This is a genomic window from Sphingobium bisphenolivorans, assembly GCF_000412635.1.
GTDB classification, from domain to species: domain Bacteria; phylum Pseudomonadota; class Alphaproteobacteria; order Sphingomonadales; family Sphingomonadaceae; genus Sphingobium; species Sphingobium bisphenolivorans.
The window spans coordinates 58,352-81,269 of sequence record NZ_ASTG01000002.1 but is presented as its reverse complement, the minus strand read 5'-3'; the positions used below and the strand labels follow the sequence as shown (position 1 = coordinate 81,269).

Annotated in this window: 32 protein-coding genes; 19 read left to right on the top strand and 13 right to left on the bottom strand. The window is 64.2% G+C overall.

The window, feature by feature from the left end; all coding sequences use genetic code 11:
• From L858_RS0102270 to L858_RS0102240, 6 genes are all read left to right on the top strand, one after another.
• On the top strand, positions 1-281 hold a 281-nt coding region (locus L858_RS0102270; protein ID WP_028055704.1), incomplete at its 5' end, for an aconitase family protein.
• Between the two features lie 109 nt (positions 282-390).
• Positions 391-984: a 3-isopropylmalate dehydratase small subunit gene (gene leuD, locus L858_RS0102260; RefSeq protein ID WP_022681528.1), complete on the top strand. Its 594-nt coding sequence runs from the start codon at positions 391-393 to the stop codon at positions 982-984.
• Between the two features lie 57 nt (positions 985-1,041).
• Positions 1,042-1,365 (top strand): DUF1476 domain-containing protein, encoded by a 324-nt coding sequence (locus L858_RS0102255; RefSeq protein ID WP_022681527.1) that lies wholly within the window; start codon positions 1,042-1,044, stop codon positions 1,363-1,365.
• Between the two features lie 18 nt (positions 1,366-1,383).
• Positions 1,384-1,617, top strand: coding sequence for a BolA family protein (locus L858_RS0102250; RefSeq protein ID WP_022681526.1), 234 nt, complete (start codon positions 1,384-1,386; stop codon positions 1,615-1,617).
• 53 nt (positions 1,618-1,670) lie between these two features.
• Positions 1,671-2,003 carry a Grx4 family monothiol glutaredoxin gene (grxD, locus tag L858_RS0102245; RefSeq protein WP_022681525.1) on the top strand — a complete coding sequence of 111 codons (333 nt, stop codon included), beginning with the start codon at positions 1,671-1,673 and terminating at the stop codon, positions 2,001-2,003.
• 128 nt (positions 2,004-2,131) lie between these two features.
• A complete protein-coding gene (locus L858_RS0102240; RefSeq protein ID WP_022681524.1) occupies positions 2,132-2,524 on the top strand; it encodes a hypothetical protein in 393 nt (130 codons plus the stop codon).
• 69 nt (positions 2,525-2,593) lie between these two features.
• Here L858_RS0102240 and hemW read toward each other — a convergent pair whose 3' ends face one another.
• On the bottom strand, positions 2,594-3,751 hold the full coding sequence (gene hemW / locus L858_RS0102235; protein ID WP_022681523.1) for a radical SAM family heme chaperone HemW: 1,158 nt from the start codon (positions 3,749-3,751) through the stop codon (positions 2,594-2,596).
• 16 nt (positions 3,752-3,767) lie between these two features.
• Here hemW and L858_RS0102230 point away from each other — a divergent pair, with 16 nt between their 5' ends.
• Entirely contained in the window at positions 3,768-4,415 is a 648-nt protein-coding gene (locus L858_RS0102230) for a CAP domain-containing protein (RefSeq protein ID WP_193742833.1), read from the top strand.
• Between the two features lie 56 nt (positions 4,416-4,471).
• Here L858_RS0102230 and rdgB read toward each other — a convergent pair whose 3' ends face one another.
• Together rdgB and rph are read right to left on the bottom strand one after the other, a co-directional pair.
• Positions 4,472-5,101 (bottom strand): RdgB/HAM1 family non-canonical purine NTP pyrophosphatase, encoded by a 630-nt coding sequence (rdgB, locus tag L858_RS0102225; protein WP_022681521.1) that lies wholly within the window; start codon positions 5,099-5,101, stop codon positions 4,472-4,474.
• A gap of 121 nt (positions 5,102-5,222) precedes the next feature.
• On the bottom strand, positions 5,223-5,939 hold the full coding sequence (rph, locus tag L858_RS0102220; protein WP_022681520.1) for a ribonuclease PH: 717 nt from the start codon (positions 5,937-5,939) through the stop codon (positions 5,223-5,225).
• Between the two features lie 97 nt (positions 5,940-6,036).
• Between rph and L858_RS0102215 the strand changes: the two genes are divergently transcribed.
• From L858_RS0102215 to L858_RS0102195, 5 genes are all read left to right on the top strand, one after another.
• Positions 6,037-6,549: a DUF6438 domain-containing protein gene (locus L858_RS0102215; protein WP_022681519.1), complete on the top strand. Its 513-nt coding sequence runs from the start codon at positions 6,037-6,039 to the stop codon at positions 6,547-6,549.
• 37 nt (positions 6,550-6,586) lie between these two features.
• Entirely contained in the window at positions 6,587-7,630 is a 1,044-nt protein-coding gene (gene hrcA / locus L858_RS0102210; RefSeq protein ID WP_022681518.1) for a heat-inducible transcriptional repressor HrcA, read from the top strand.
• The gene (grpE, locus tag L858_RS0102205; protein ID WP_022681517.1) at positions 7,627-8,181 is read left to right on the top strand and encodes a nucleotide exchange factor GrpE; all 555 of its coding nucleotides are present in this window, start codon (positions 7,627-7,629) and stop codon (positions 8,179-8,181) included. The genes hrcA and grpE overlap by 4 nt, the downstream gene beginning before the upstream one ends.
• A 243-nt stretch (positions 8,182-8,424) precedes the next feature.
• Positions 8,425-9,042 (top strand): PadR family transcriptional regulator, encoded by a 618-nt coding sequence (locus tag L858_RS0102200; protein ID WP_238564900.1) that lies wholly within the window; start codon positions 8,425-8,427, stop codon positions 9,040-9,042.
• Between the two features lie 4 nt (positions 9,043-9,046).
• Positions 9,047-9,325 carry a DUF2218 domain-containing protein gene (locus L858_RS0102195; RefSeq protein WP_022681515.1) on the top strand — a complete coding sequence of 93 codons (279 nt, stop codon included), beginning with the start codon at positions 9,047-9,049 and terminating at the stop codon, positions 9,323-9,325.
• Positions 9,326-9,622: 297 nt separating this feature from the next.
• Here the strand turns inward: L858_RS0102195 and ruvC are convergent, their stop codons facing one another.
• The 5 genes from ruvC to L858_RS0102170 all read right to left on the bottom strand — a co-directional run bounded on the left by ruvC (position 9,623) and on the right by L858_RS0102170 (position 12,032).
• Positions 9,623-10,114, bottom strand: a complete 492-nt coding sequence (gene ruvC, locus L858_RS0102190; RefSeq protein ID WP_022681514.1) for a crossover junction endodeoxyribonuclease RuvC — start codon at positions 10,112-10,114, stop codon at positions 9,623-9,625.
• A gap of 89 nt (positions 10,115-10,203) precedes the next feature.
• Complete coding sequence (locus tag L858_RS0102185; RefSeq protein ID WP_022681513.1) at positions 10,204-10,947, bottom strand: YebC/PmpR family DNA-binding transcriptional regulator; 744 nt, start codon at positions 10,945-10,947, stop codon at positions 10,204-10,206.
• Positions 10,948-11,015: 68 nt separating this feature from the next.
• The gene (locus L858_RS0102180; RefSeq protein ID WP_171899206.1) at positions 11,016-11,342 is read right to left on the bottom strand and encodes a heavy metal-binding domain-containing protein; all 327 of its coding nucleotides are present in this window, start codon (positions 11,340-11,342) and stop codon (positions 11,016-11,018) included.
• A 103-nt stretch (positions 11,343-11,445) separates the two neighbouring features.
• The gene (locus tag L858_RS0102175) at positions 11,446-11,688 is read right to left on the bottom strand and encodes a DUF2312 domain-containing protein (protein ID WP_022681511.1); all 243 of its coding nucleotides are present in this window, start codon (positions 11,686-11,688) and stop codon (positions 11,446-11,448) included.
• Positions 11,689-11,732: 44 nt separating this feature from the next.
• Positions 11,733-12,032: a DUF1244 domain-containing protein gene (locus L858_RS0102170; protein ID WP_022681510.1), complete on the bottom strand. Its 300-nt coding sequence runs from the start codon at positions 12,030-12,032 to the stop codon at positions 11,733-11,735.
• 107 nt (positions 12,033-12,139) lie between these two features.
• Here L858_RS0102170 and pyk point away from each other — a divergent pair, with 107 nt between their 5' ends.
• Positions 12,140-13,597: a pyruvate kinase gene (pyk, locus tag L858_RS0102165; RefSeq protein ID WP_028055700.1), complete on the top strand. Its 1,458-nt coding sequence runs from the start codon at positions 12,140-12,142 to the stop codon at positions 13,595-13,597.
• Here pyk and L858_RS0102160 read toward each other — a convergent pair.
• Both L858_RS0102160 and ykgO read right to left on the bottom strand, forming a co-directional pair.
• Positions 13,575-14,204 (bottom strand): HAD family hydrolase, encoded by a 630-nt coding sequence (locus tag L858_RS0102160; RefSeq protein ID WP_022681507.1) that lies wholly within the window; start codon positions 14,202-14,204, stop codon positions 13,575-13,577. The two genes, pyk and L858_RS0102160, sit on opposite strands and share 23 nt — an antisense overlap.
• Before the next feature lie 3 nt (positions 14,205-14,207).
• On the bottom strand, positions 14,208-14,333 hold the full coding sequence (gene ykgO, locus L858_RS0102155; protein ID WP_004210176.1) for a type B 50S ribosomal protein L36: 126 nt from the start codon (positions 14,331-14,333) through the stop codon (positions 14,208-14,210).
• A 193-nt stretch (positions 14,334-14,526) separates the two neighbouring features.
• On the opposite strand from ykgO, the gene L858_RS0102150 reads away from it, so the two are divergent.
• Complete coding sequence (locus tag L858_RS0102150; RefSeq protein ID WP_022681506.1) at positions 14,527-15,120, top strand: DUF4136 domain-containing protein; 594 nt, start codon at positions 14,527-14,529, stop codon at positions 15,118-15,120.
• Positions 15,117-16,247 carry a M14 family metallopeptidase gene (locus L858_RS0102145; RefSeq protein WP_022681505.1) on the top strand — a complete coding sequence of 377 codons (1,131 nt, stop codon included), beginning with the start codon at positions 15,117-15,119 and terminating at the stop codon, positions 16,245-16,247. Before L858_RS0102150 ends, L858_RS0102145 begins: the two co-directional genes overlap by 4 nt.
• 50 nt (positions 16,248-16,297) lie before the next feature.
• On the opposite strand, the gene L858_RS0102140 is transcribed toward L858_RS0102145, so the two are convergent.
• From L858_RS0102140 to L858_RS0102130, 3 genes are read right to left on the bottom strand one after another with little or no spacing between them, the layout of a single operon-like run.
• Positions 16,298-17,014: a dienelactone hydrolase family protein gene (locus L858_RS0102140; RefSeq protein WP_022681504.1), complete on the bottom strand. Its 717-nt coding sequence runs from the start codon at positions 17,012-17,014 to the stop codon at positions 16,298-16,300.
• 37 nt (positions 17,015-17,051) lie between these two features.
• A complete protein-coding gene (locus L858_RS0102135) occupies positions 17,052-18,050 on the bottom strand; it encodes a 50S ribosomal protein L11 methyltransferase (protein ID WP_022681503.1) in 999 nt (332 codons plus the stop codon).
• 52 nt (positions 18,051-18,102) lie between these two features.
• Positions 18,103-19,434, bottom strand: a complete 1,332-nt coding sequence (locus L858_RS0102130; RefSeq protein WP_022681502.1) for a methyl-accepting chemotaxis protein — start codon at positions 19,432-19,434, stop codon at positions 18,103-18,105.
• A 172-nt stretch (positions 19,435-19,606) separates the two neighbouring features.
• On the opposite strand from L858_RS0102130, the gene sdhC reads away from it, so the two are divergent.
• The 4 genes from sdhC to L858_RS0102110 all read left to right on the top strand — a co-directional run bounded on the left by sdhC (position 19,607) and on the right by L858_RS0102110 (position 22,817).
• Positions 19,607-20,002: a succinate dehydrogenase, cytochrome b556 subunit gene (sdhC, locus tag L858_RS0102125; protein ID WP_022681501.1), complete on the top strand. Its 396-nt coding sequence runs from the start codon at positions 19,607-19,609 to the stop codon at positions 20,000-20,002.
• Positions 20,002-20,391 (top strand): succinate dehydrogenase, hydrophobic membrane anchor protein, encoded by a 390-nt coding sequence (gene sdhD, locus L858_RS0102120; protein ID WP_022681500.1) that lies wholly within the window; start codon positions 20,002-20,004, stop codon positions 20,389-20,391. Before sdhC ends, sdhD begins: the two co-directional genes overlap by 1 nt.
• A complete protein-coding gene (gene sdhA, locus L858_RS0102115; protein ID WP_022681499.1) occupies positions 20,391-22,208 on the top strand; it encodes a succinate dehydrogenase flavoprotein subunit in 1,818 nt (605 codons plus the stop codon). Before sdhD ends, sdhA begins: the two co-directional genes overlap by 1 nt.
• A gap of 183 nt (positions 22,209-22,391) precedes the next feature.
• Positions 22,392-22,817, top strand: a complete 426-nt coding sequence (locus tag L858_RS0102110) for a UrcA family protein (protein ID WP_022681498.1) — start codon at positions 22,392-22,394, stop codon at positions 22,815-22,817.
• Positions 22,818-22,918 lie beyond the last annotated feature (101 nt).

Genomic DNA, 22,918 nt, shown 5'->3' with positions numbered 1-22,918 from the left:
AGCGCCAGGCCGAGGCCGAGGGGCTGGACCGAATCTTCACCGAAGCGGGCTTTGAATGGCGCGAACCTGGCTGCTCGGCCTGTCTTGGCATGAACCCGGACAAGGTGCCGGCGGGTGAGCGCTGCGCGTCGACCAGCAACCGCAATTTCATGGGCCGGCAGGGACCGGGGTCGCGGACGCATCTCGTCTCGCCCGTCATGGCGGCCGCCGCTGCCATCACCGGCCATCTGACCGACGTACGTGAACTGATGGGCGAAAAACAAGGGGAGGCGGTCGCATGAAGAAGGTATTTTGGGTTCTTGCGCTGGGTGCGCTGGCGAGTGCTGCCATGGCAGCAGGACTTGGCCGGGCGGCGGATACGGCGAAAGCGGAAATCAAGCGGGCGCATTGATGGAAAAGCTGAATATAGTTGATGGCCGTGCCTATCCGTTCGGGATGAAGAATGTCGACACCGACATCGTCATCCCGGCGCATTGGCTCAAGACGATCTCGCGCTCGGGCCTTGGCAAGGGCGCGTTCGAGGTGCTGCGCAAGGAGCCGGGCAACGTCTTCGACGACCCGGAATATGCGGGCAGCCCAATCCTGATCGCGGGCGACAATTTCGGCTGCGGCTCCAGCCGCGAGCATGCCGCCTGGGCGCTCGCGGACCTCGGCATTCGCGTCGTCATCGCGCCCAGCTTCTCCGACATTTTCTCTGGCAATGCGTTCAAGAACGGCATCCTGACCGTGGTGCTGCCGCAGGAAGCGGTCGACCGGCTGATGGAAGTGGCGAAGACTGATCCCATCCATGTCGATCTGGAGCATCAGACGGTCACGACGCAGTTCCAGGACCGTTTCCAGTTCGAGATCGATCCGTTCCGCAAGGATTGCCTGATCGGCGGGCTGGATGAGGTCGGCCTGACATTGGCGCAGGCTGACACGATCGGCGCGTTCGAGGCCAAGGATGCAGGCGCGCGCCCTTGGCTGATCCCCGCCGTTGCGTAAGCGTCTCGATCAACCTATCTCGGACCACAGGATCCGGTTTTTCTACAGGGCACAGGCATGACGACTTTCGACGACCGTGAAAAAGCCTTTGAAAATATGTTCGCCCATGATCAGGAAATGCAGTTCCGTATCCAGGCTCGGCGCAATCGCCTGCTGGGGGAATGGGCTGCGGCCAAGATGGGTCTGACGCCTGAGGAAACCGACGCTTATGCCAAGGCGGTGGTCCAGGCTGATTTCGAGGAAGCGGGTGACGAGGATGTGATCCGCAAGCTGGTCGGCGACATGACTCAGGCCGGCGTTGATATCGATGAAGCCGGCGTGCGCACCGCGCTGGATGAGCAGCAGGTGGTCGCCCGCCGCATGTTCATCGAAGCGCAGTAAGGACAAGGAACGCTTTTCGTGCCGATGGCCGCCGATGAAATCGCGGAGATGATCCGTGCTGCTATCCCTGACGCGCAGGTCGAGATCACCGACCTTGCCGGCGACGGGGATCATTATGCGGCGCGCGTGGTATCGGAAAGTTTCCGCGGCCTCAGCCGAGTCGCCCAGCAGCGCGCCGTTTATGCGGCGCTTGGCGGGCGCATGGGCGGCGTGCTCCACGCCTTGCAACTTACCACCGCCGTACCCAATTAACGGCCAGCTATGATCGCGCCCTTGTGCGGCGCCCGACAGGAATGGACCTATTAATGACCGACGCCGTCCATCAGCGCATCGCCGAGATCGTCAACGGCAATGACGTTGTGCTTTTCATGAAGGGAACGCCGCTGTTCCCGCAGTGCGGCTTCTCGAGCCGCGCGATCGCGATCCTCGACCATATCGGCGTCGCTTACGAGTCGGTGGACGTGCTTCAGGACCAGGCGGTGCGGCAGGGGATCAAGGCCTTCTCCGATTGGCCGACCATTCCGCAGCTCTATGTGAAGGGCGAATTTGTCGGCGGCAGCGACATCATGATGGAAATGTATGAGGCCGGCGAGTTGCAGCAGTTGATGGCTGATCAGGGCGTTGCCTCGGCCAACTGAACTGGCGTTGATAGTCGACAAGGAGCGGTCTGGTTTCCGGGCCGCTTTTTTTGTGACCCGCTTGTCGGCCACAGGGAGTATGGTGCGCTGAGTCGGGATCTTGAGAAGATCCTGAAGGGATTGGAGCCATGAGCGTCTGGATCATCGCCGCGTTGGCCATTTTGGCTCCGCCCGAACAGCCTCCAGCCGCGGCAGAACCGGCCAGCGCGGCTGAATTCCATGATGCCCGGGATGGCGGAGTGATTCCTCGTCGGATACCCAGCATAGATATCGCCGATGGCTGCGAGGAGGGGCGCAACGTAAGCCGCCGCGACACGGTCGATAACAAGGGTCGCCGCCATATCCGCGTGCGCGTTTGTCAGGAAGAGATAGAAGCCAGGGCCGAGCGCGCTGCGCGCGACGGGCTGATCATCGCCCGCGCCCAGATCGCGGCAGCGGTGCGCATCTCAAAAAAGATCAAGGCCGATGTGCTGCGCGATCTGGACAGGGAAATCGCCGGCATGGGGGAGGGTGAGGAGTGATATAGCGCTTGCCGAAGCCGGGCCCGCTCCTGCCTGCGCAGGACCGGCGCGGAGTTCACATCGTCACGTTCAAACCGCCACCACTTCCGGCAATATGGCGTCCAGCAGCAGCATGCCTGCTGGCTCGACGTGAAGCCGCTGTCCCTGCCATCCGATCAGCCCGAGCCTACTTAGCCGCGCAACGGCATCCTCATCGATCATCGAAGCGGCAGGCACTCCGGACATTCGGGCGATCCTGCCCAGATCGACGCCTTCAGCAAGCCTCAACCCCATCAGCAGCGCCTCGCGCGCGCGGTCGGCCGGGTCCAGCGCTTCCTCGCTCTGCAACCCGTGCCCGTTGCGCGCGACGGCGCCCATCCAGTTTTCCGGCTTGCGATGCCGCAGCGTCGCCAACCCTCCGCGCCGGCCGTGGGCGCCGGGGCCGATACCGGCATAATCGCCATAGCGCCAGTAGGCGAGGTTATGCCGGCTCTGCTGCCCCGGACGGGCATGATTGCTGATCTCATAGGCAGGGATGCCGGCGGCGGCGGTCATCGCCTGCGTCTGCTCATAGAGAGTCGCGGCATGATCGGGATCGGCCGGCGTCAGCTTGCCCTGCGCGACGAGCGTAGCGAAGCGCGTGCCCGGCTCGATCGTCAGCTGATAGAGCGAGAGATGATCGGTGCCGAAGGACAGCGCATGTCCCAACTCCGCCTCCCAATCGGCCTCATTTTGGACTGGGCGGGCATAAATCAGGTCAAAATTCACGCGCGCGAATACCGACTGCGCGATGTCGAGCGCCGCCAGCCCCTCCCGCACATCATGCGCGCGGCCGAGGAAGTGCAGCGCTTCATCCTCCAATGCCTGAAGACCAAGCGACACCCGGTTCACGCCCGCTGCCGCGAGATCGGCGAAGCGCGCCGCTTCCACCGAGCTCGGATTTGCCTCCAGCGTGATCTCGATATCCTCGGTCGGCGACCAGTAGTTTGCCGCGGCGTCGATCAGTGCCTGGACGATCGCCGGCGGCATCAGCGAAGGCGTGCCCCCGCCGAAAAAGATCGAGGAAAGCCGCCGCCCGCCATTCAGCGCCGCTTCATGCGCCAGATCCTTTAGCAGCGCATCGCGCCATGCAGCCACATCGATGTCCGATCGGACATGGCTGTTAAAGTCGCAATAAGGACATTTCGAAACGCAAAATGGCCAATGCACATATAAAGCCAGGGGTTCGGCGGACGGCGAAGCGGGCATAAGGGGGTTTGAAGACATGAGCGGGGGCGTTCTTAGACGGCTTTGGCCTGCCCGGCTAGCAATTGCGGCCGGCCTGATCTGGGGGGTGGGGCAGGGGAAGGCCGAACCCGCCTGGCGTGCGCTGCCAACGACCATGCCTGCCTCTTATTATGGCATGGAGGAAGCCGAACGGAACGACGGCCTGATGCGCGAGGTGGTGCTGGGCATGCACAATGCGGAGCGGGAGGCGCTTGGTCTTGCCCCGCTGGCGTGGGACAGCGCACTGGCGGCGGACGCGGCCAGCTACGCCCGGGAGATGGCCCGCACCGACATTTTCCGCCACTCCCCGCGCGCCAGCCGCGCCATCCCCAGCGGCGAGAATCTGTGGATGGGATCGCGGGGCCATCATGATTATCAGGTAATGGTCGACGCCTTCCTTGATGAGCGCCGACTGTTCCGCCGCACCGGCAAGCTGCCCGACATCAGCACCAGCGGCCGCTGGGAAGATGTCGGCCACTATACGCAGATCATCTGGCGCGGCACGCGCAAGGTGGGCTGCGCCCTGGCCGAAGGGCAGAGCTATGATTATCTCGTCTGTCGCTACTTCCCGGCGGGCAATGTCTTTGGCCGCAACCCGCTCGATCGCGACGAGGCTGCGCCGCCGCGCTACGCCAGCGGCGGCTGATAAACACACCCGGTGTTCCTGCCTGCGCAGGAGCACGGTTTCTTGTCAGCTAAACCTCAGAAAACCGCCGCCACCAACTGCGCGAATGCGTCGGCGCGGTGGCTCATCGCATGTTTCTTCTCCGGGTCCATCTCGCCGAAGCTGACGTCATGGCCGTTGGGCTGGAAGATCGGGTCATAGCCAAAACCCCGGTCGCCGCGCGGCGGCCAGGTGATGGTACCATCGACCCGCCCTTCAAAGGCTTCGACATGACCATCCGGCCATGCGAGCGCCAGCGCACAGATGAAATGCGCGTCATGGCCCGCATCGGGTCCCTTCGCCTGCATATTGTCCCAGACAAGCTGCATGGCGAGCCCGAAATCCTTGGTCGGACCGGCCCAGCGCGCGGAAAAGATGCCAGGGTCGCCGTTCAGCGCCTCGACGCAGAGGCCGCTGTCGTCGGAGAGCGCGGGCAGGCCGGAAAGGTCCGCCGCCTGCATCGCCTTCAGCTCGGCGTTGGCGATGAAGGTGGTGCCCGTCTCTTCCGGTTCGGGCAGGTCAAGCTCGGCCGCCGAAACCGTCTCGATGCCATAGGGCGCCAGCAGCTCGCCAATTTCCCGTACCTTGCCCGGATTGTGGCTAGCGATCACCAGCTTGCCCGGCCCCAGTTTGCGGATCGCCTGTTCCTGTCCGAAATCGTCGCTCATTATTATCTTTGGCTTTCACTTTTCGTCATCCCGGCCTTGAGCCGGGATCCCGCTTCTTCATCCACGCTCAATCAAGAGAAAGCGGGACCCCGGGTCAAGCCCGGGTGACGTCAAACAGCGCTTACCGCCCGGTCGCCTTGTCCTGCGCCGCGAAAATCTGCGCGCAGCCGATGCGGGCGAGGCGAAGCAGGCGGAGCAGTTCTTCCTCGTCATAGGCGGCGCCCTCGGCGGTCGCCTGCACCTCGGCGAACTTGCCGTCGCCGGTCAGGATCAGGTTGGCGTCCGTCTCGGCATTGCTGTCCTCGGCATAGTCGAGGTCGAGCACCGGCGTGCCTTCATAGATGCCGCAGCTGATCGCCGCGACCTTCTGGATGATCGGGTCCTCCTTGAGCGCGCCTGAAGCGATCAGCTGGTCGATGGCGATACGCAGCGCGACCCAGCTGCCGGAAATGGCGGCGGTGCGGGTGCCGCCATCGGCCTGGATCACGTCGCAATCGACGACGATCTGCCGCTCGCCCAGCTTCTGCATGTCGACCACGGCCCGCAGCGAGCGGCCGATGAGGCGCTGGATTTCCTGCGTGCGGCCCGACTGCTTCCCCTTGGCCGCCTCACGGCTGCCGCGCGTGTGGGTGGCGCGGGGCAGCATGCCATATTCGGCCGTAACCCAGCCCGATCCCTTGCCGCGCAGGAAGGGGGGCACCTTCTCCTCGACCGAGGCCGTGCACAGGACGCGCGTGTCGCCGAAGCTGACGAGGCAGCTGCCCTCGGCATGGATGGTGAAGCCGGGTTCCATGGTGATATCGCGCATCTGGTCGGGCGCGCGGCCGGAAGGACGCATTTCAATTTTTCTCCGAAACGTTTAGTGGAGTGCGGCTTAGCGTCCGACGCGGCGTCATGCCAGTGTGGATGCATGGGAAACATGGGTGGGACAGCAGATGCGGCTCAAGACTTTGATGATTTTGACCGGGATGGGCCTGCTAAGTGGCTGCAGCATGCTGGAAAAGCCGGAACTGGAAAAGCCGGTCGCGGCAGGGGAAATCATTCGCTTTTCCGCTGGTCCCTGTTTCGGTGTTTGCCCCAGCTACAGCCTGCGCGTGACGCCTGACGGATCGGGCCTGATCGAGCCGGAGCGGTTCACCGCGATTCCCGGGCCGACCCGCTTCACCGTATCGACCGCGCAATATCGCCGGCTGCGCGCCGCGCTCGCGCCCTTCCGCCCGGCGGAGGGAACGGTGAAGCGCATCGCCCAGGGGGAGAATTGCACCCGCTTCGCCACCGACATGCCGGGCTATGTCATCGAGTGGACCAAGGGAGATGCGCCGGCGACTCGGCTGGAATTCCAGTCGGGCTGCATGGATGCGGGCTATGGCCGGCTCCGGGCGGCGATCGCTTCTATCCCCAAAATGCTCGACGTCGCGCCGATGGTGAAGCCGACCAAGGCCGGATAGGCTTGAGCAACGGCATGGGCTTGCCTAGATAGTCGCCATGGCGGTCACCCCGATCACCGAACTTAACGAGCGCGCCCGCGACGTTTTCCGGCTGGTGGTTGAGAGTTATCTCGGCACCGGGCTGCCCGTCGGCTCGCGTACGATCAGCAAGCTTGCTTCCTTGAGCCTGTCTCCCGCCTCGATCCGCAATGTGATGCAGGATCTGGAGGAACTGGGCTTGCTCGCCTCTCCCCATACTTCGGCAGGCCGCTTGCCGACCGAAACCGGGCTTCGCCTGTTCGTGGACGGCATGATGCAGGCGGCGGAGCCCTCTATCGAGGAACGACGCGCGATCGAGGCGGGGATCGCCGAGGGCGGCCCGATCGAGGAGGCGCTCTCCGCCGCGACCGCGGCGCTTTCCGGCCTGTCGGCCTGCGCGGGGATCGTCATGGTGCCCAAGCGTGAGCCGGTGATGCGGCAGTTCGGCTTCGTGCCGCTGAACGAACGGCAAGCGCTTGCGGTGCTGGTGGGGCAGGACGGTTCCATCGAAAACCGCGTGGTCGATCTGCCGGCGGGGGTCACCCCTGTGATGCTGAACGAGGCGGCCAATTTCATGTCGGCGCGCTTCCACGGCCTGACGCTCAGCGAAGCGGGCGAGACGCTTCGGCGCGAAGTGGATGGCGATCGCAGCGCGCTCCAGGGCGCCGCCCGTGAACTGGTGGAGCGCGGCATCGCGGTCTGGTCGCATGATGCCGACGATCGGCCGGTGCTGATCGTGCGGGGGCAGGCGCATCTGCTGGATGACGGCACCGCCGCCGATCTGGAGCGGGTGCGCCAACTGCTGGAACAGCTTGAGGGCAAGCAGGAAATTTCCCGCCTGCTGGAAAGCGCGCTGGCGGGCAGCGCGACCAAAATCTTCATCGGCTCGGAAAACAAGCTCTTTTCCCTGTCCGGTTCTTCGGTCATAGCCGCGCCCTATCGCGGCGGGGACGGCCGCGTCGTGGGCGTGGTGGGGGTGATCGGCCCCACACGCTTGAACTATGCGCGGGTGATCCCCATGGTGGACTTCACTGCCCAGACGCTATCGAGATTGATGAGATGAGCGAAGAAAAACAGAATATCGAGAATACCGAAGTCGTCGACGAACTGCCCGAGGATGCGGCGCCCGCCGGCGACGCCGCCGCCGAACGGATCGCGGCGCTGGAAAATGAGCTGGCGACCGCAAAGCAGGATGTCCTTTACGCCCATGCCGAAACGCAGAATGTACGGCGGCGGCTGGAAAAGGAGCTGGCCGACGCCCGCGCCTATTCGGCGACTGCCTTCGCCCGTGACATCCTCTCCGTCGCGGACAATCTCGGCCGGGCTCTAGCAGCTATCCCGGCGGACCTGCGCGAGGATGAGAAGTTCAAGGGGCTGGTTGCCGGCCTTGAAGCCACCGGTCGCGAGCTGGACAATGTGTTCGGCCGCAACGGCATTTCCAAATTGGAGTCGGTCGGTCAGCCTCTCGACCCGAACAAGCATCAGGCGATGATGGAAGTGCCTTCCGCCGATGTGGAGCCGGGCACGGTCATGGTGGAGATGCAAGCCGGCTACATGATCAAGGACCGCCTGCTGCGCCCGGCGCTGGTGAGCGTGGCAAAAAAGCCGGACTGACGGCGGCTGACATTTGGCTGACATGTTGAAGGCCCGTCGAACTCCGGTTCGGCGGGCCTTTGCTTTGCCGAGATGCGTGCTCCTGTGCAGGCGGGAAAACCGTCCAAACGCTTCACTGCGCTTCTGGCTTGCCGGAGCAGGGCGTTTTCCGGTCAGTCAGATACAAAAGATATATCGCAACGGTCGACATCGCGAGTTATAGATATATCTAGATCCATCATGGAATATTTGAGAGATACAGACGTGCACTTCCACTCAGCCCAACGCGGACATATTCCGCATCGGGACGGCCGCAACCATCACCGCTTCTTCGGTCCGGAGGGCTTCGGCCATGGCGGGTTCGGCAGAGGCCGCTTCGAAGGCGGGCCCTCCGGCGGAAGGGGAGGGCGCGGCGGCGGTCGCCGGCGGCTCTTCACCAATGACGCGCTGAAACTCATCCTGCTGAAATTGATCGCGGACAGTCCGCGCCACGGCTATGACCTTATCCGCGAGATCGAGGGCCTGTCGGCAGAGGCCTATGCGCCCAGTCCTGGCGTCGTCTACCCGACACTGACGCTGCTTGCCGACATGGGTCTGATCGCCGAGCAACCGGGCAAGGGCAGCCGCAAGCTGTTTGCCATCACCGAGGCGGGGAGCGCTCATCTCTCCACCAATACAGCCGCTGCGGCGGAAGCGCTGGAGCGGCTGGCTTCACTGGCAAAGCGGGCCGAGCGTACCGACGGTGCCCCGATCCGGCGGGCCATGCATAATCTGTCCATGGCGGTCCGGGCGCGGCTTGAAAAGGAAGGGGCCGATGCCCAGACCATGTTCGATGTCGCGTCGCTAATCGACGAGGCTGCGACCAAGATTGAGAGGCTGTAACCCCATGACCCTGACCGCTCATGTGCCGACCACGAACGGCAGCCGCTATCTCCAGCAGCTCTGCAAGCATTGGAGCCATAAGTTCGAGACGAGCTTCGACGCGAGCCAGGGCAGCATTGCCTTTCCGATGGGGCCGATCCGCATGACGGCGGGTGCGGAAGCGCTGACCCTCACGATCGAGCCAACGGAGGGCGCGGATGTCGAACGGTTCAAGCAAGTCGTTGCCGACCATCTCGACCGCTTCGCCTTCCGCGAGGCGCCGCTCACCTTCGACTGGCAGTAGGGACAGCGGGAAGCCGGCTTCGCTAACCTCCTCCCTCTCCCTCAAGGGAGGGGCAGCGAGGCCCATCGCGTCATCCGTCCTGCTAACGCGCAGCGTCACCCAACGGCCACAGGCTTGCCAAAAAAACATCCTACATTCCCACCAAAGCGCGATTTGGCCCTGTCCTATTTCGCGGCCACCAGCCTATCCCGCCATCCTCTTTGAAAAGTGGATAGATCGAGTCCTCGCACACGCGCGCTCAGGCACGCGCGCGCATACACTGTGAACTTCGGAGTGAATTGCCGCTATTTCAAAGCTTTATTTGCGCGGGACGCGCCGGGCACTCGCCAGATGATGCGCATGGGTGATGGCGACCGCCAGCGCATCCGACGCATCTGGCCCGACGACCTTCGCCCCCGGCAGCAGCCGTGCGACCATCGCATGGACCTGATCCTTGGACGCGTTGCCCACGCCAACGACGGATTTCTTGACGAGCCGGGCGGCATATTCGCCGACTTCCATGCCTGAGCGCGACGCCGCCAGCAGCACGACGCCACGCGCTTGCCCCAGCTTCAGGGTGGACTGCGGGTTTACGTTGACGAAAACCTCCTCGACGGCCGCACCGCTCGGCTGATGTTCGAGGATCAGGTCGGTGAGCGCCAGATCCAGCACCAGCAGCCGGCTTGCCAGCGCCATGTCGGAATCGGTCTTGATCTGGCCATTGGCGATGTGGGTCAGTCGATTGCCGTCGGCGGCGATCAGGCCCCAGCCAGTCGTGCCGAGGCCGGGGTCAAGGCCGAGGATGATCATGGATGGACCTCCGTTCGCTTCGAGCGAAGTCGAGAAGCGGTTGCGCTACCGTGTCTCGACTTCGCTCGACACGAACGGACTCGATGCGATTAGCCCAGCTTCTCCATGACCTCGTCGGAGACTTCATAATTGCCCCAGACGGTCTGGACGTCGTCATCCTCTTCCAGCGTATCGACCAGCTTCATCAGCGTCGCGGCGTTGCTTTCGTCCACCTCTACCGTGGTCTGCGGCTTCCAGGCGAGCTTGGCGCCTTCTGCCGGGCCGAGCTTGGCTTCCAGCGCCCTGGCGACTTCGTGAAGCGCGTCCATGGCGGTCCAGATTTCATGTTCGTCGTCGTTCGAGGAGACATCGTCCGCGCCCGCTTCCAGCGCCGCTTCGAATACCAAGTCCGCATCGCCGGCGCTCGCCGGATAGGTGATGAGGCCCATGCGGTCGAAGCCATGGCTCACCGCACCCGACGCGCCGAGATTGCCGCCATTCTTGGAGAAAGCCGTGCGCACGTTGGTCGCGGTGCGGTTGCGGTTGTCGGTCAGCGCCTCGACGATGATGGCGACGCCGCCGGGGCCATAGCCCTCATAGCGGATTTCCTCGTAATTTTCCGTGTCGCCGCCGATCGCCTTGTCGATCGCGCGCTGGATGTTGTCCTTGGGCATCGACTGCGCCTTGGCCGCGTTGACCGCCAGGCGCAGGCGCGGGTTCATGTCCGGATCGGGCATGCCCATCTTCGCCGCCACGGTGATTTCGCGGCTGAGCTTGGAGAACATCGAGGAGCGCTTCTTGTCCTGCGCGCCCTTGCGATGCATGATGTTCTTGAATTTGCTATGGCCGGCCACGGCCTGCTCCTAAACTGTCTGTTTGTCCGAAGCGCGCTCTCTAGCGAGCACGCCGTGGATGCGCAACGTCAGACGAGGATCGCCGTGCCCGATGCCGACACCATGAGCATGGAGCCGTTGGCGCCGAGCACCTCATAGTCGAGATCGACGCCCACCACCGCATTTGCGCCCAGCGTCGCCGCGCGCATTCGCATCTCCCCGATCGCCTGCTCCCGCGCGCGTTGCAGCACATCCTCATAAGCGCCCGAACGGCCGCCGACGATGTCGCGCACGCTGGCGAACAGGTCGCGGAACAGGTTGGCCCCGACGATCACCTCGCCGGTGACGATGCCGAGATATTCCTTCGCGGGTCGCCCTTCCAGACGGCTGGTGGTGCTGACGATGATCTCGGACATGGTCATGATCCCTGACAGAGGTTGGCAAGGCGCCTCAGAGCGGTCCCGATACGCCGGCCCATATTGGTCAGGCGCATCGGGAGCGGAGTCAAGGAAACGCGGCTTATTCCATGCCCAACGCAGCGAGGTAGGTCTGGAGAATGGCCTCCATCTCCTGCCGGTCGTGCGCCGGCATCTTCCGCAAGCGAATGATCTGGCGCATGATCTTGGCGTCGTAACCGGTCGCCTTGGCTTCCAGATAGACGTCCTTGATGTCGTCGCCGATCCCCTTCTTTTCTTCCTCAAGCCGTTCGATGCGCTCGATCAGCAGGCGTAGCTGATCTGCGGCGACGTTGCCCTCGCTCATTCCTTCAAGTCTCCGGTAATGTGTGAATCGGTTGGCGGACGCTCCTAATGAGTATCGGCGTTCTTCGCCACACTCTCCTGCATCCGCGCGATCTGTTCCGGCGTCGCGTCGCTCTGGTGGCGTGCCTTCCATTCGGCAAAGGGCATGCCGTGGATGATCTCGCGCGCCTGATCCTTGCTCATCGCGCCGTCCGCTTCGGCGATCCAGTCGGCCAGGCAGTTGCGGCAGAAACCCGCCGTGCCCATGAGATCGATATTCTGAACGTCGGTGCGATGCTGCAAATGAGCCACCAAGCGTCGGAAGGCGGTTGCGGCAACGACGTCGTTGAGTATGGTGTCGGTCACGGCGAAGCCCTTTCGCTGTCTACATAATCCTGTCGTGCAGCACGGATAATCGAAAATCGCGCCCTGGCAAATCAGCGGCGACCATGACGGTCAGGAGCTTGAACAGAATGATGAGATTACCGCCCCGCACGCGCAAGGTCCGTATCTTGGCGACCCTTGGCCCTGCGAGCGACAGCCCGGAGATGATCCGGGCGCTCTTCGTGGCAGGGGCAGACGCCTTCCGCATCAACATGAGCCACGGCGCGCATGAGGATCATGCCGCGCGCATCGCCGCCATCCGCGCGCTGGAAAAGGAATTCAGCCGGCCGACGACGATCCTGGGCGATCTTCAGGGGCCGAAGCTTCGCGTCGGAACCTTCGCCAGCGGGCTTGCCGTGCTGGAGACGGGCGCCGCCTTCATACTCGACAATGACCCGGCGCCCGGCGACGCGCAGCGCGTCAACCTGCCGCATCCGGAAATCTATCGGGCGTTGCTGCCCGATACGCGGCTGCTGCTGGACGATGGCAAGCTGGTGCTGCGCGTCAAGGCGGTGACGGACAGCCGCATCGACACGGTGGTCGAGGTGGGCGGCACGCTGTCCAACCGCAAGGGCGTCAATGTGCCCGACGTCGTGGTGCCCGTGCCGGCCCTGACCGAAAAGGACCGGCGCGACCTCAGCTTCGCGGTCGAACAGGGCTGCGACTGGATCGCGCTCAGCTTCGTGCAGCGGCCCGAGGATCTGGCGGAGGCGCGCAAGCTGATGGGCGGCCATGGCGCGCTGATGGCGAAGATCGAGAAGCCCTCCGCCGTGCAGCGGCTGGAGGAGATTATCGAACTGGCCGATGGCGTGATGGTCGCGCGCGGCGATCTGGGGGTGGAACTGCCGCCGCAGGCGGTGCCGCCGTTGCAGAAGCAGATCGTGGCCACCGCGCGCCGCATGGGGCGGCCCGTGGTGGTGGCGACGCAGATGCTCGAATCGATGATCAAGGCGCCCACGCCGACCCGCGCTGAGGTGTCGGACGTGGCGACGGCAGTCTATGACGGCGCCGATGCGATCATGCTGTCGGCAGAGACGGCGGCGGGCGACTGGCCCGTCGAGGCAGTGACGATGATGGACAGCATCGCCCACAGCGTGGAGCGCGATCCCGGCTATTTTGCGCGGCTGCATTTCACCGAAACCAAGCCGGACGCAACGACCGCCGACGCTCTCGCAGAAGGCGCAGCCGGGATCGTGTCCGTGGTCGGCGCAAGCGCGATCACCTGCTTCACCTTATCGGGCAGCACGGTGCGCCGCGTCGCGCGCGAGCGGCCGATGACCGCGATTCTGGCGCTGACGCCGCGCACCGACACCGCGCGTAAACTCGGCCTCACCTGGGGTGTGCATGCGGTGCGGACGAAGGATGTCGGCAATTTCGAGGAAATGATCGGCAAAGCCCGCCGCATGGCGCTGCGCCACAATATGACCGAGAAGGGCGGCAAGATCGTGGTTCTGGCGGGCGTGCCATTCGGCACGCCCGGATCGACCAACGTGCTGCACGTCACCGCGATTCGCGGGGATGAACTCAGGGGACGGGACGGGGCGTAAGCAGTCCCCGCGCGGCCAGGTCCCGGCGCAGCGCCGCCGCGTCGATGAAGAGATGGCCGCGCATGCCCGCCGCCTCAGCCGCAGCGATATTCTCGGGCCGGTCGTCCACGAACAGCGCCTGGCTCGGGAGAATGCCGAATCGATCGAGGGCGAGCTGGTAGATGGCGCTGTCGGGCTTCACCAGCCCTTCGGCGCCCGAGACGACGATGTCGCGGAAGGGTGCGAAAAGCGCCCGCTCCCGGGCATGGAATAGCGGCCAGAATTCCGCGCTGAAATTGGTGATGGCGTAGAGCGGCACGTCGGCCTCATGCAGATCGCGCACCAGCTGCGGCATGCCCGAGATCGCCGGGGCGACGCTGTCGATGAAATTGTCGCCCCAATGTCGTATCAGTGCGGCATGTTCGGGATGGCGGGCAATCAGCTCAGCACTGGTTTCCGCGAAAGGGCGTCCCGCATCATGCTGGAAATGCCATTCCGGCGTCACGACGTCGCGCAGAAACGCGTCGAGCGCCCGATCATCATCGATCAGGCGCTCGTACAGAACCCGAGGGTTCCAATGATAGAGGACATTGCCGACGTCGAAGATGACGGCGGCAACCTCCGTCATTGGTCAGCCCTGGCGAGCCTTGAACCGGCGGTTGGTCTTGTTGATGACGTAGGTGCGGCCGCGACGACGGATCACGCGGTTGTCCCGGTGACGGCCCTTGAGCGACTTGAGCGAATTACGGATCTTCATGGTCGGCCCTTGAAATCTTGTGATCGAAAATCGAAGCGCAGCCCCTATGGGCGGGGCGCCCCAAAGTCAAGGGTCTGCGCCGTGGCTTTTCATGTCGTTGATCCGGTATGCAGCGAAGGAGCGGTTTCAAGCGTTAGAGGGAAATCCCGTAGCCGCGTCGTGTAGAGGACATCATCTTCGGAGATAAGCGTCCATGTTGAAGCAGATCATTCTTCCTTCGCTCCTCGCCCTGTCGCTCGGCGCCTGTGCGACCGCGGTTCCGCCTGTCGAGGTAACCCGCTTCCACATCGACAATCCGGCCCGCAGCGGCACGGTCGTGGTGCAGGAAATGCCCGGCAATCCTGATGTCGGGCTGGAATTTCGTACCTATGCGGCGGCCGTGGAGCAGGAATTGCAGCGCGCGGGCTTCACCTCCGCCCCCGCCGCCGGGAGCGACTATATCGCGCTGGTGGGTTTCAGCCGCTCTTTCCGCGATCCCGCTTATGATACCCGGCGCGGCCCTGTGAGCGTTGGCGTAGGTGGAGGGGTCGGCAGCGGCGGCTTCTCGGGCGTGGGCCTTGGTCTGGGGATCAACCTGTCGGGCAAGCCCAAAGGAGTCGTTTATACCGAATTGCAGGTGCAGCTGCGTCGCCGATCCGATTCGACCACGATCTGGGAAGGCCGCGCGATGACCCAGGCGCGGGAGGGATCGCCCGCGGCCCAGCCTGGCGTCTCCGCGCAGAAGCTCGCATCCGCGCTGATCGGGGGCTATCCGGGGGAATCCGGGCGCACTATAACCGTCAAATGACCATCTCGATCACAAGCGCCTTCGACAGCGGCAATATCAGCGTCCTCTCCATCACCGATACCCCCGCTGGGGTCCGCGCCGAGTTGGAGATCGTGCGCGACCGGCAGAGCGAATTCTATCAGTGGTTCCACTTCCGCGTCGCCGGTGTCGCAGGCCGTGAGGTGGAGCTGGCGATCACCAATTGCGGCACATCGGCCTATCCTGATGGCTGGCCGGGCTACAAGGCGCGCTACAGCGAGGATCGGGAGAACTGGCTGCTCGCCGACACCGGCTATGCCGACGGTACGTTGACGATCCGCCTGTCGCCTGACAGCAATGCTGTGTGGCTCGCCTATTTCGCGCCTTACTCGATGGAGCGGCACCATGATCTGGTTGCCTGGGCCGCGAGCCAGCCGGGCGTCGAGCATCGCGAGCTGGGGCTGACGCTCGACGGGCAGCCGCTCGACCTTCTGGTGCTGGGGGATGGGCCGAAGAAGGTCTGGCTCTACGCGCGCCAGCATCCCGGCGAAAGCATGGCCGAATGGTGGATGGAGGGCGCGCTGGAGCGGCTCTGCGACGAGGAAGATGCCGTGGCGCGGCTGCTGCGGGCGCGGGCGACGTTCCACATCGTGCCCAACATGAACCCCGACGGCAGCCGCCGGGGCCATCTGCGCACCAATGCGGCGGGCATCAACCTCAATCGCGAATGGCATGAGCCATCGACGGAGCGCAGCCCGGAGGTTTTCCACATCCGCGCGGCGATGGAGCAGACCGGCGTCGACTTCGCGATGGACGTGCATGGCGATGAAGCAATCGCGGCCGTGTTCCTCGCCGGCTTCGAAGGCATTCCCTCCATTACGGAGCGGCAACTGGCGCTCTACCACCGCTACCGCGATACGCTCGCCGCGCGGACACCCGATTTCCAGACGAAGAAGGGCTATCCCTTAGCGGGCGAGGGCAAGGCGAACCTGTCGATGTCGACCAACCAGCTCGCGGAGCGGTTTGGTGCGGTCGCGATGACGCTGGAGATGCCGTTCAAGGATAATGACGACCTGCCCGACGCCGATTTCGGCTGGTCGCCCGCCCGTTCGATCCAGTTGGCGAAGGATTGCCTGGCAGTGCTGGCGGAGATGATCGACGAAGTTTGAAGTAACAGCCGCCATCCCCGACGAAAGCTGGGATGACGGAGAGGGTGCCTTCAGAAAATCTCGCCGAGGAAATCCGTCATCGCGCGGAAGCTGCGCTGATCCGCGGCATGGTTGTAGGCGAGCCCCATGTCCGGCATGTTCGCGTCGTGGTCGGTGAAAGCGTGGCCGGTGTGGCCGTAGGCGTGAATCTGCCAGTCGCAGCCCGCCTCGGTAAGTTCAGTTGCTAGAGCGACGGTGGCTTCGGGCGGAGCGATCGGGTCATCCCAGCCGTGGCAGACCAGCAGCTTGGCGGTGATTCGCGCGTTTTCGAAAGGAGGGGCGTCATAGACCCCATGGAAGCTGACGCCGCCGGCAATGTCAGCGCCTGAACGTGCCAGATCGAGTACGCATTTCCCGCCGAAGCAGAAGCCGATCGCGGCGGTGCGATCCGCATCCACCTCGTCAAGCGACTTCAGCACGGCATGGACGGTGTGCACCCGCTCGCGCAGCAGCTCCCTGTCGGCGTTCAGCTCAGCCATGTAGCGGCCGAAATCCGCGTCCGCGCGGGTTGTGCGCTTGCCCTGCCCAAAGACGTCGGCGACGAGCACCGTATAGCCCAACGCGGCAAGCTTTTCCGCATAGGCGAAGTCCGCCTCCTTGGTGCCCAGCACATTGGGGAAGAGCAGGATGCCGGGTCGGGGCGCGCTCGCGCGGTCGTCCAGGACGGCCATGCTCTCGAAAGTGCCTCCGGGGCCCTCATGAACGATGACTTGGCGGGTGATGGTCATGGGCTGATCCTTCTGGTGAGAGCAGGGCAAGGCCAAGTCAAAGGCTGCCGAAGCCGGGCGCTTCGCCGCGCGCCGTGCCGTCGATCCGTCGCGGGCGCTTCCATCCGATCTTCGGGCGCTTGCGCAGGCGCAGGGTCGGCCAATCGCCTCGGTCCGCCCTTTCGGCAAGGCGCATGCCTTGTGCGCGATAGGCGGCGAGCACCCCGTCGGCCTGTTCCTTCAGCAGTCCGGCAAGGACGATCGTGCCGCCTTCCTCGATCCGCGCGCAAAGCGAGGGGGCGAGTTCGATCAGCGGCCCGGCCAGGATGTTGGCGATCAGCAGGTCATAAGGCGCGCGGGCGGCGATGGCCGGGTGATCCACGCCCGCTGCGGTATAAAGCGCCAGCTGCCCCTGACCCTTGCCAAGGGTGATGCGGTTGGCGGCGGCATTCTGCGCACTGATTTCGACGGCGACGGGATCGATGTCAGAGGCTGTCGCATAGGCGCGCGGCCAGAGGTGGAGCGCGGCGAAGGCGAGCAGTCCCGTTCCCGTGCCGATATCCGCGACATTGCCGAACCGCATGCCGACGCGGCGCATGCGGTCCAGCATGGCGAGACAGCCCGCCGTCGTCTCATGCTGTCCAGTCCCGAAGGCGCGGCTGGCCTCAATGAGGAAATTGACATGGCCAGCCTGCTCCGGGTCGGCTGGGAGGTTGCGCACATGGAAACGGCCGGCGGTGACCGGTTCCAGTCCCTGCTGGCTCAGCGTCACCCAATCCTCATCGGGCAGCTGCTCGATCTGCGGCGTGATGCCGGCGGCGCTGGGGACTAGCGAGCGAAGCAGCTTGACCGCCGTCGGGCTGGGCTGCCCCTCGAAATAGGCATCCAGCCGCCAGCTGTCCTCATTGTCGGGTTCTGCTTCGCTGGTCATCAGCACCGGCGGGCGATCCATCAGTGCGAAGGCGGCGATGTCCCCGTCCAGCGCCTCCGCTTCGGCGCGGGTGCAGGGAAGGGTGACTTTCCAGCTCTGGCCGAGCGGAGTAGCGGCATCGTTCATGACGCCGCCCTTTAACCCCTTGCGCAGGCGAGGGGAAGCGCGTCTTACCTCCTCAAGCCACCTGCTTGCCGAAGTCGGACGACGCGTGGCGCAGGCTGGTGAGCTTGCCCTCGACGCTCATGAACCCACGTTCCAGCTGGTCGATTTCCGACGCGACGACTTCGGTATCCTGTCGGATCGCCGAGATGGTCGAAGACATGGAGTCCGCCGCGAGTGCGGTTTCATCGACGGCGGCGGTAATCATCGTGACGGTCTGCGCCTGCGCGTCCATCGCGTGGCGGATGCGTTCCGCACTCGATTGGACTTCCCCTACCGTATCGCGGATGCGTTCGTTGGTTTCGACCGACAGGCGGGTAGATGCTTGGATGTCGGCGATGCGCCCGGCAATCTCGTCGGTGGCGCGGGCGGTCTGGTTGGCGAGGCTTTTCACCTCCTGCGCGACGACCGCGAAGCCCCGTCCGGCGTCGCCGGCGCGCGCCGCCTCGATCGTTGCGTTCAGAGCCAGCAGGTTGGTTTGCCCGGCGATGTCGCGGATCAGGCCAAGGATCGACTCGATCGACTTGGCATGGTCCGAAAGGGTAGTGGACATGGCGACGGCGTCGCCGGACTGGCGCGCAGCGCGCTGGGCCACGTCGGCCGCGGTTTCCACTTCGGTGCGTGCGTCCTCGATCGCGCGGATGAGGCCTGCGGAAGTGCGGGCGGCTTCACGCATCGCGAGGGCGGACTGTTCGGCGGCGGCGGCGACTTCCGACGCCTTGCCGAGCATGCCACGGGTGGCGGCAGACGCGTCCTTGGCCTGTTCCCGCAGCGATTCGCCCAGTTGCGAGGCGCTGTCGATCTCGCCCATGATCCGTTGTTCGAACATTTGTCCGAACTGCTGGCGTTCGCTGCGCTGCGCTTCGGCTTCATCCATTGCGGTGACGTTCGCCATCAGTCCGGCATCGGCCATGCCGACTTGCATCAGGAGCTTGATGAGCCTCTGCCGCGTTGGTTCATCGGCGGCACGTTCCCAGACCAAATCCAGCAGCTTCTGGTTCGCGGTTGCGACCGGCCGCAGCACCGATGTCGCGGAAAAGCCGTGGCTGCGGGCGTGCCGCACGCAGGCGGTGGCGCTATTCGCCCATTCGGCCGCCTCATAATGGCTGAGCTTCTGGCGCACATATTCATGCGCCTCGGTTTCCACCTTGGCGAGAGTCGAAGGGTTGAGCCGGGAGCGCAGGCCCGTCTCCTCCATATAGGCATCGAAGAAGGTGCGCGCGACGATCGTGGCCCCGTCCCCGATCAACTCGCGGATCTCGCGCATCCCCCTTGCCACGTCGCCGTGCGGATCGGCTTCCTTCATCAATTCGGCCAGATTGCTCTTATATGCGGCGGCGGAAGTCATGAGCGGCGAAACCTCGAAAAATCAGCTTACCTGGTTGCTCAGTCATAGAGGCCATTGGTTAATCACTTCTTAGCCGCATGTTGTTCGCCGCAGGGTCGGGGCGGGTTGCCCTTGACTGGTTTCGCTCTTAAGGGGACGGGAATCAGGGATAAGCTTCAGGGACGGAGTAACGATGGCGCGAACCAAAAGCCGGCCGCTCTCGCCGCATTTGACGATCTGGAAATGGGGGCCGCACATGGCGATCTCCATTCTGCACCGCATCACCGGCAATGGTCTGGCGACCGTCGGCATTCTGGGCGTGGTGTGGTGGCTGCTCGCCGCCGCGACTGGACCGGAGGCCTACGCCAGGTTCATCGCCTGCGCGACTTCGCCCATCGGCTATCTGGTCATGATCGGCATCAGCTGGTTCTTCTTCCAGCATATGATGTCGGGCTTGCGCCACTTCGTGCTCGACCTGGGCGCGGGCTATGAACTCAACGTCAACAAGACCTGGTCGATGGTGATCCCGGCCCTGTCGACGCTCGCCACCGTGGCGCTATGGGCCACCATCTTCTCGGGGAAAATCTGATGGGTAGCGGAACCGGAATCGGCCGCGTTCGCGGCCTTGGCTCGGCCAAGCATGGCGCGCATCATTGGCTGGCGCAGCGCTACACTGCTGTTGGCAACCTGCTGCTGGTGCTGTGGCTGATCTTCAGCCTGGTGAGCCTGCCCGGCCTGGATTATGAAAGCGTCCGCAACTGGATCGCCAATCCGCTGGTCGCCGTGCCGCTGATGCTCATGCTGGTCAGTGTCTTTTATCACCTGCGCCTCGGCATGCAGATCATGCTGGAGGACTATGTTCACGACAAGGGTCTGAACTTCTTCTGCATCCTGCTGCTGAACTTCTACGCCATCGGCGGCGCGGCCGCCGGGATCTTCGCCATCGCGAAGATTGCATTCATGGGGGCCGCTTCCTGATGTCGACCGAAGCCTACAAGATCATCGACCACACCTATGACACGGTGGTGGTAGGCGCGGGCGGCTCCGGCCTGCGCGCGACCATGGGCAGCGCCGAGGCGGGCCTCAAGACCGCCTGCATCACCAAGCTGTTCCCGACCCGCAGCCACACCGTGGCGGCGCAGGGCGGCATCGCGGCGAGCCTTGGCAACAATTCGCCCGACCACTGGACCTGGCATATGTACGACACCGTCAAGGGGTCCGACTGGCTGGGCGACCAGGACGCGATCGAATATATGGTGCGCGAAGCGCCGGCGGCTGTGATCGAGCTGGAACATGCCGGTGTGCCGTTCAGTCGCAACGAGAATGGGACGATTTATCAGCGTCCCTTCGGCGGTCACATGCAAAATATGGGCGCCGGCCCGCCGGTGCAGCGCACCTGCGCCGCTGCCGACCGCACCGGCCACGCCATGTTGCACGCTTTGTATCAGCAGTCGCTGAAATATGACGCGGACTTCTACATCGAATATTTCGCCATCGACCTCATCATGGAAGATGGCCCGAACGGCAAGGAATGCCGGGGCGTCATCGCCATCTGCATGGAGGATGGTTCGATCCATCGCTTCCGCAGCAAGGCGGTCGTGCTGGCGACGGGCGGCTATGGCCGCGCCTATTTCTCCGCCACTTCGGCGCACAGCTGCACGGGCGACGGCGGCGGCATGGTGCTGCGCGCGGGTCTGCCACTGCAGGATCTGGAGTTCGTGCAGTTCCACCCGACTGGCATTTACGGCGCGGGCGTGCTGATCACCGAAGGCGCGCGCGGCGAGGGCGGCTATCTCACCAACTCCGAAGGCGAGCGTTTCATGGAACGCTATGCCCCGTCGGCGAAGGATCTGGCGTCGCGCGACGTCGTGTCGCGCTCGATGGCGATGGAAATGCGCGAAGGCCGCGGCGTGGGTCCGAACAAGGATCACATCTTCCTGCACCTCGACCATATCGATCCCAAGGTGCTGGCGGAGCGCCTGCCGGGCATTACCGAGAGCGGCAAGATCTTCGCAGGCGTCGATTTGACCCGCCAGCCGCTGCCGGTGACGCCGACCGTCCACTACAATATGGGCGGCATCCCCTGCAATTATCACGGCCAGGTGGTGACCAAGGTTGGCGCCGATCCCGAAGTCGTGGTGCCGGGCCTCTACGCTGTCGGCGAAGCGGCCTGCGTGTCGGTCCATGGTGCGAACCGCCTTGGCTCCAACTCGCTGATCGACCTTGTCGTGTTCGGCCGCGCAACCGGTCTGCACCTTAAGGAGACGATCCAGCCGAATGGTTCGCACCGTCCGCTGCCCAAGGATGCAGCCGATCTGGCGCTGTCGCGGCTCGATCACTACCGCAACGCCAAGGGCGGCTCGCCGACGGCCAAGATCCGCCTGGAAATGCAGCACACCATGCAGAAGCATGCCGCCGTGTTCCGCGACAGCGCGCTGCTGGCCGAGGGCGTCACCAAGATGGCGCAGGTCAACGCCAGCTTGGCTGATGTCGGCGTGTCCGACCGCTCGCTGATCTGGAATACCGACCTCATCGAGACGCTGGAACTGGACAACCTGATGTCCCAGGCGGTTTGCACCATGGTCAGCGCGGAAAATCGCAAGGAAAGCCGGGGCGCGCACGCGCATGAGGATTTCCCGAACCGCGACGACGAGCGGTGGATGAAGCACACCGTCAGCTGGTTTGATGGCTGGGGCGGCAAGGGCGGCAAGGTGTCGCTCGATTACCGCCCGGTGCACGATTATACGCTCACCGACGAGGCAGAATATATCAAGCCCAAGGCACGCGTTTACTAAGTCCTGCCATAAGCTGACCGGAAGAGGGCGGGCCGCAAGGTGCCGCCCTTTTTCTTGTGCGATACGGGTGCCCGCAAGAAGTCCGGGCGCGGAACGAAGCTCTTTCCCTCTCGTTGGGCATCTGACGGCGAACAATGCTTGAGCGTGTCGCAGTCGTCTCCGGAATATAAGGAGGATGCCCCCATGAAAACATCGGCTTTGACAGTGGCGGGGATTGCCCTCGCCGGCTTCATGCTCGCCGCGGCCGTCCCGGCTCTGGCGCAGAGTGACGAGGAGATCATCGTCATGGGCCGCTACGGCCAGGTACCGAGCAATGTTCAGTCGCTGTCGCAAGCGGTGAGCTACGCCGATCTGGACCTCAGCACAGCGGCAGGGAGAGCCGAATTGCGCCATCGCGTCTCCTTGACCGCCCGCTATCTGTGCGGACGTCTGGGCGAGTCCGACAGCGCCAGTCCCGTCGCTCCGAGTTGCCGGGACGCAGCCACGAAGGATGCCATGACGCGCGTCGGCACGGTAGAGGAAGGCTTCGCACCAAGAGGAACGGCGTGGGCGCCCAAGTCGCGCTGGCAGGCGCCTTACCCTGCGGACTGGAGCACGCGCTATCCGTGAGATTGGGCGGGAGGGCGGTCGCGCCCTCTCCCGACCTATCCATGATTGACGCCTGAAGCCGCAAACGCCCTCTGGCATGTCTGCGTGTCACAGGGTAAGTC

What these genes read in the sequence shown, in the direction of transcription:
- hemW (WP_022681523.1), bottom strand. Translation starts at nt 3,751, where the DNA reads ATGCCCGCTTCGCCGTCCGCCGAACCCCTGGCTTTATATGTGCATTGG.
- ruvC (WP_022681514.1), bottom strand. Translation starts at nt 10,114, where the DNA reads ATGATCATCCTCGGCCTTGACCCCGGCCTCGGCACGACTGGCTGGGGC.
- ykgO (WP_004210176.1), bottom strand. Translation starts at nt 14,333, where the DNA reads ATGAAGATCCGTAATTCGCTCAAGTCGCTCAAGGGCCGTCACCGGGAC.
- rdgB (WP_022681521.1), bottom strand. Translation starts at nt 5,101, where the DNA reads ATGAGCGACGATTTCGGACAGGAACAGGCGATCCGCAAACTGGGGCCG.
- L858_RS0102145 (WP_022681505.1), top strand. Translation starts at nt 15,117, where the DNA reads ATGACCATCTCGATCACAAGCGCCTTCGACAGCGGCAATATCAGCGTC.
- L858_RS0102130 (WP_022681502.1), bottom strand. Translation starts at nt 19,434, where the DNA reads ATGACTTCCGCCGCCGCATATAAGAGCAATCTGGCCGAATTGATGAAG.
- sdhC (WP_022681501.1), top strand. Translation starts at nt 19,607, where the DNA reads ATGGCGCGAACCAAAAGCCGGCCGCTCTCGCCGCATTTGACGATCTGG.
- hrcA (WP_022681518.1), top strand. Translation starts at nt 6,587, where the DNA reads ATGGCGGTCACCCCGATCACCGAACTTAACGAGCGCGCCCGCGACGTT.
- L858_RS0102255 (WP_022681527.1), top strand. Translation starts at nt 1,042, where the DNA reads ATGACGACTTTCGACGACCGTGAAAAAGCCTTTGAAAATATGTTCGCC.
- L858_RS0102215 (WP_022681519.1), top strand. Translation starts at nt 6,037, where the DNA reads ATGCGGCTCAAGACTTTGATGATTTTGACCGGGATGGGCCTGCTAAGT.
- L858_RS0102240 (WP_022681524.1), top strand. Translation starts at nt 2,132, where the DNA reads ATGAGCGTCTGGATCATCGCCGCGTTGGCCATTTTGGCTCCGCCCGAA.
- grxD (WP_022681525.1), top strand. Translation starts at nt 1,671, where the DNA reads ATGACCGACGCCGTCCATCAGCGCATCGCCGAGATCGTCAACGGCAAT.
- L858_RS0102180 (WP_171899206.1), bottom strand. Translation starts at nt 11,342, where the DNA reads ATGTCCGAGATCATCGTCAGCACCACCAGCCGTCTGGAAGGGCGACCC.
- rph (WP_022681520.1), bottom strand. Translation starts at nt 5,939, where the DNA reads ATGCGTCCTTCCGGCCGCGCGCCCGACCAGATGCGCGATATCACCATG.
- pyk (WP_028055700.1), top strand. Translation starts at nt 12,140, where the DNA reads ATGATGAGATTACCGCCCCGCACGCGCAAGGTCCGTATCTTGGCGACC.
- grpE (WP_022681517.1), top strand. Translation starts at nt 7,627, where the DNA reads ATGAGCGAAGAAAAACAGAATATCGAGAATACCGAAGTCGTCGACGAA.
- L858_RS0102175 (WP_022681511.1), bottom strand. Translation starts at nt 11,688, where the DNA reads ATGAGCGAGGGCAACGTCGCCGCAGATCAGCTACGCCTGCTGATCGAG.
- L858_RS0102135 (WP_022681503.1), bottom strand. Translation starts at nt 18,050, where the DNA reads ATGAACGATGCCGCTACTCCGCTCGGCCAGAGCTGGAAAGTCACCCTT.
- L858_RS0102110 (WP_022681498.1), top strand. Translation starts at nt 22,392, where the DNA reads ATGAAAACATCGGCTTTGACAGTGGCGGGGATTGCCCTCGCCGGCTTC.
- L858_RS0102230 (WP_193742833.1), top strand. Translation starts at nt 3,768, where the DNA reads ATGAGCGGGGGCGTTCTTAGACGGCTTTGGCCTGCCCGGCTAGCAATT.
- L858_RS0102195 (WP_022681515.1), top strand. Translation starts at nt 9,047, where the DNA reads ATGACCCTGACCGCTCATGTGCCGACCACGAACGGCAGCCGCTATCTC.
- L858_RS0102140 (WP_022681504.1), bottom strand. Translation starts at nt 17,014, where the DNA reads ATGACCATCACCCGCCAAGTCATCGTTCATGAGGGCCCCGGAGGCACT.
- sdhD (WP_022681500.1), top strand. Translation starts at nt 20,002, where the DNA reads ATGGGTAGCGGAACCGGAATCGGCCGCGTTCGCGGCCTTGGCTCGGCC.
- L858_RS0102150 (WP_022681506.1), top strand. Translation starts at nt 14,527, where the DNA reads ATGTTGAAGCAGATCATTCTTCCTTCGCTCCTCGCCCTGTCGCTCGGC.
- L858_RS0102160 (WP_022681507.1), bottom strand. Translation starts at nt 14,204, where the DNA reads ATGACGGAGGTTGCCGCCGTCATCTTCGACGTCGGCAATGTCCTCTAT.
- leuD (WP_022681528.1), top strand. Translation starts at nt 391, where the DNA reads ATGGAAAAGCTGAATATAGTTGATGGCCGTGCCTATCCGTTCGGGATG.
- sdhA (WP_022681499.1), top strand. Translation starts at nt 20,391, where the DNA reads ATGTCGACCGAAGCCTACAAGATCATCGACCACACCTATGACACGGTG.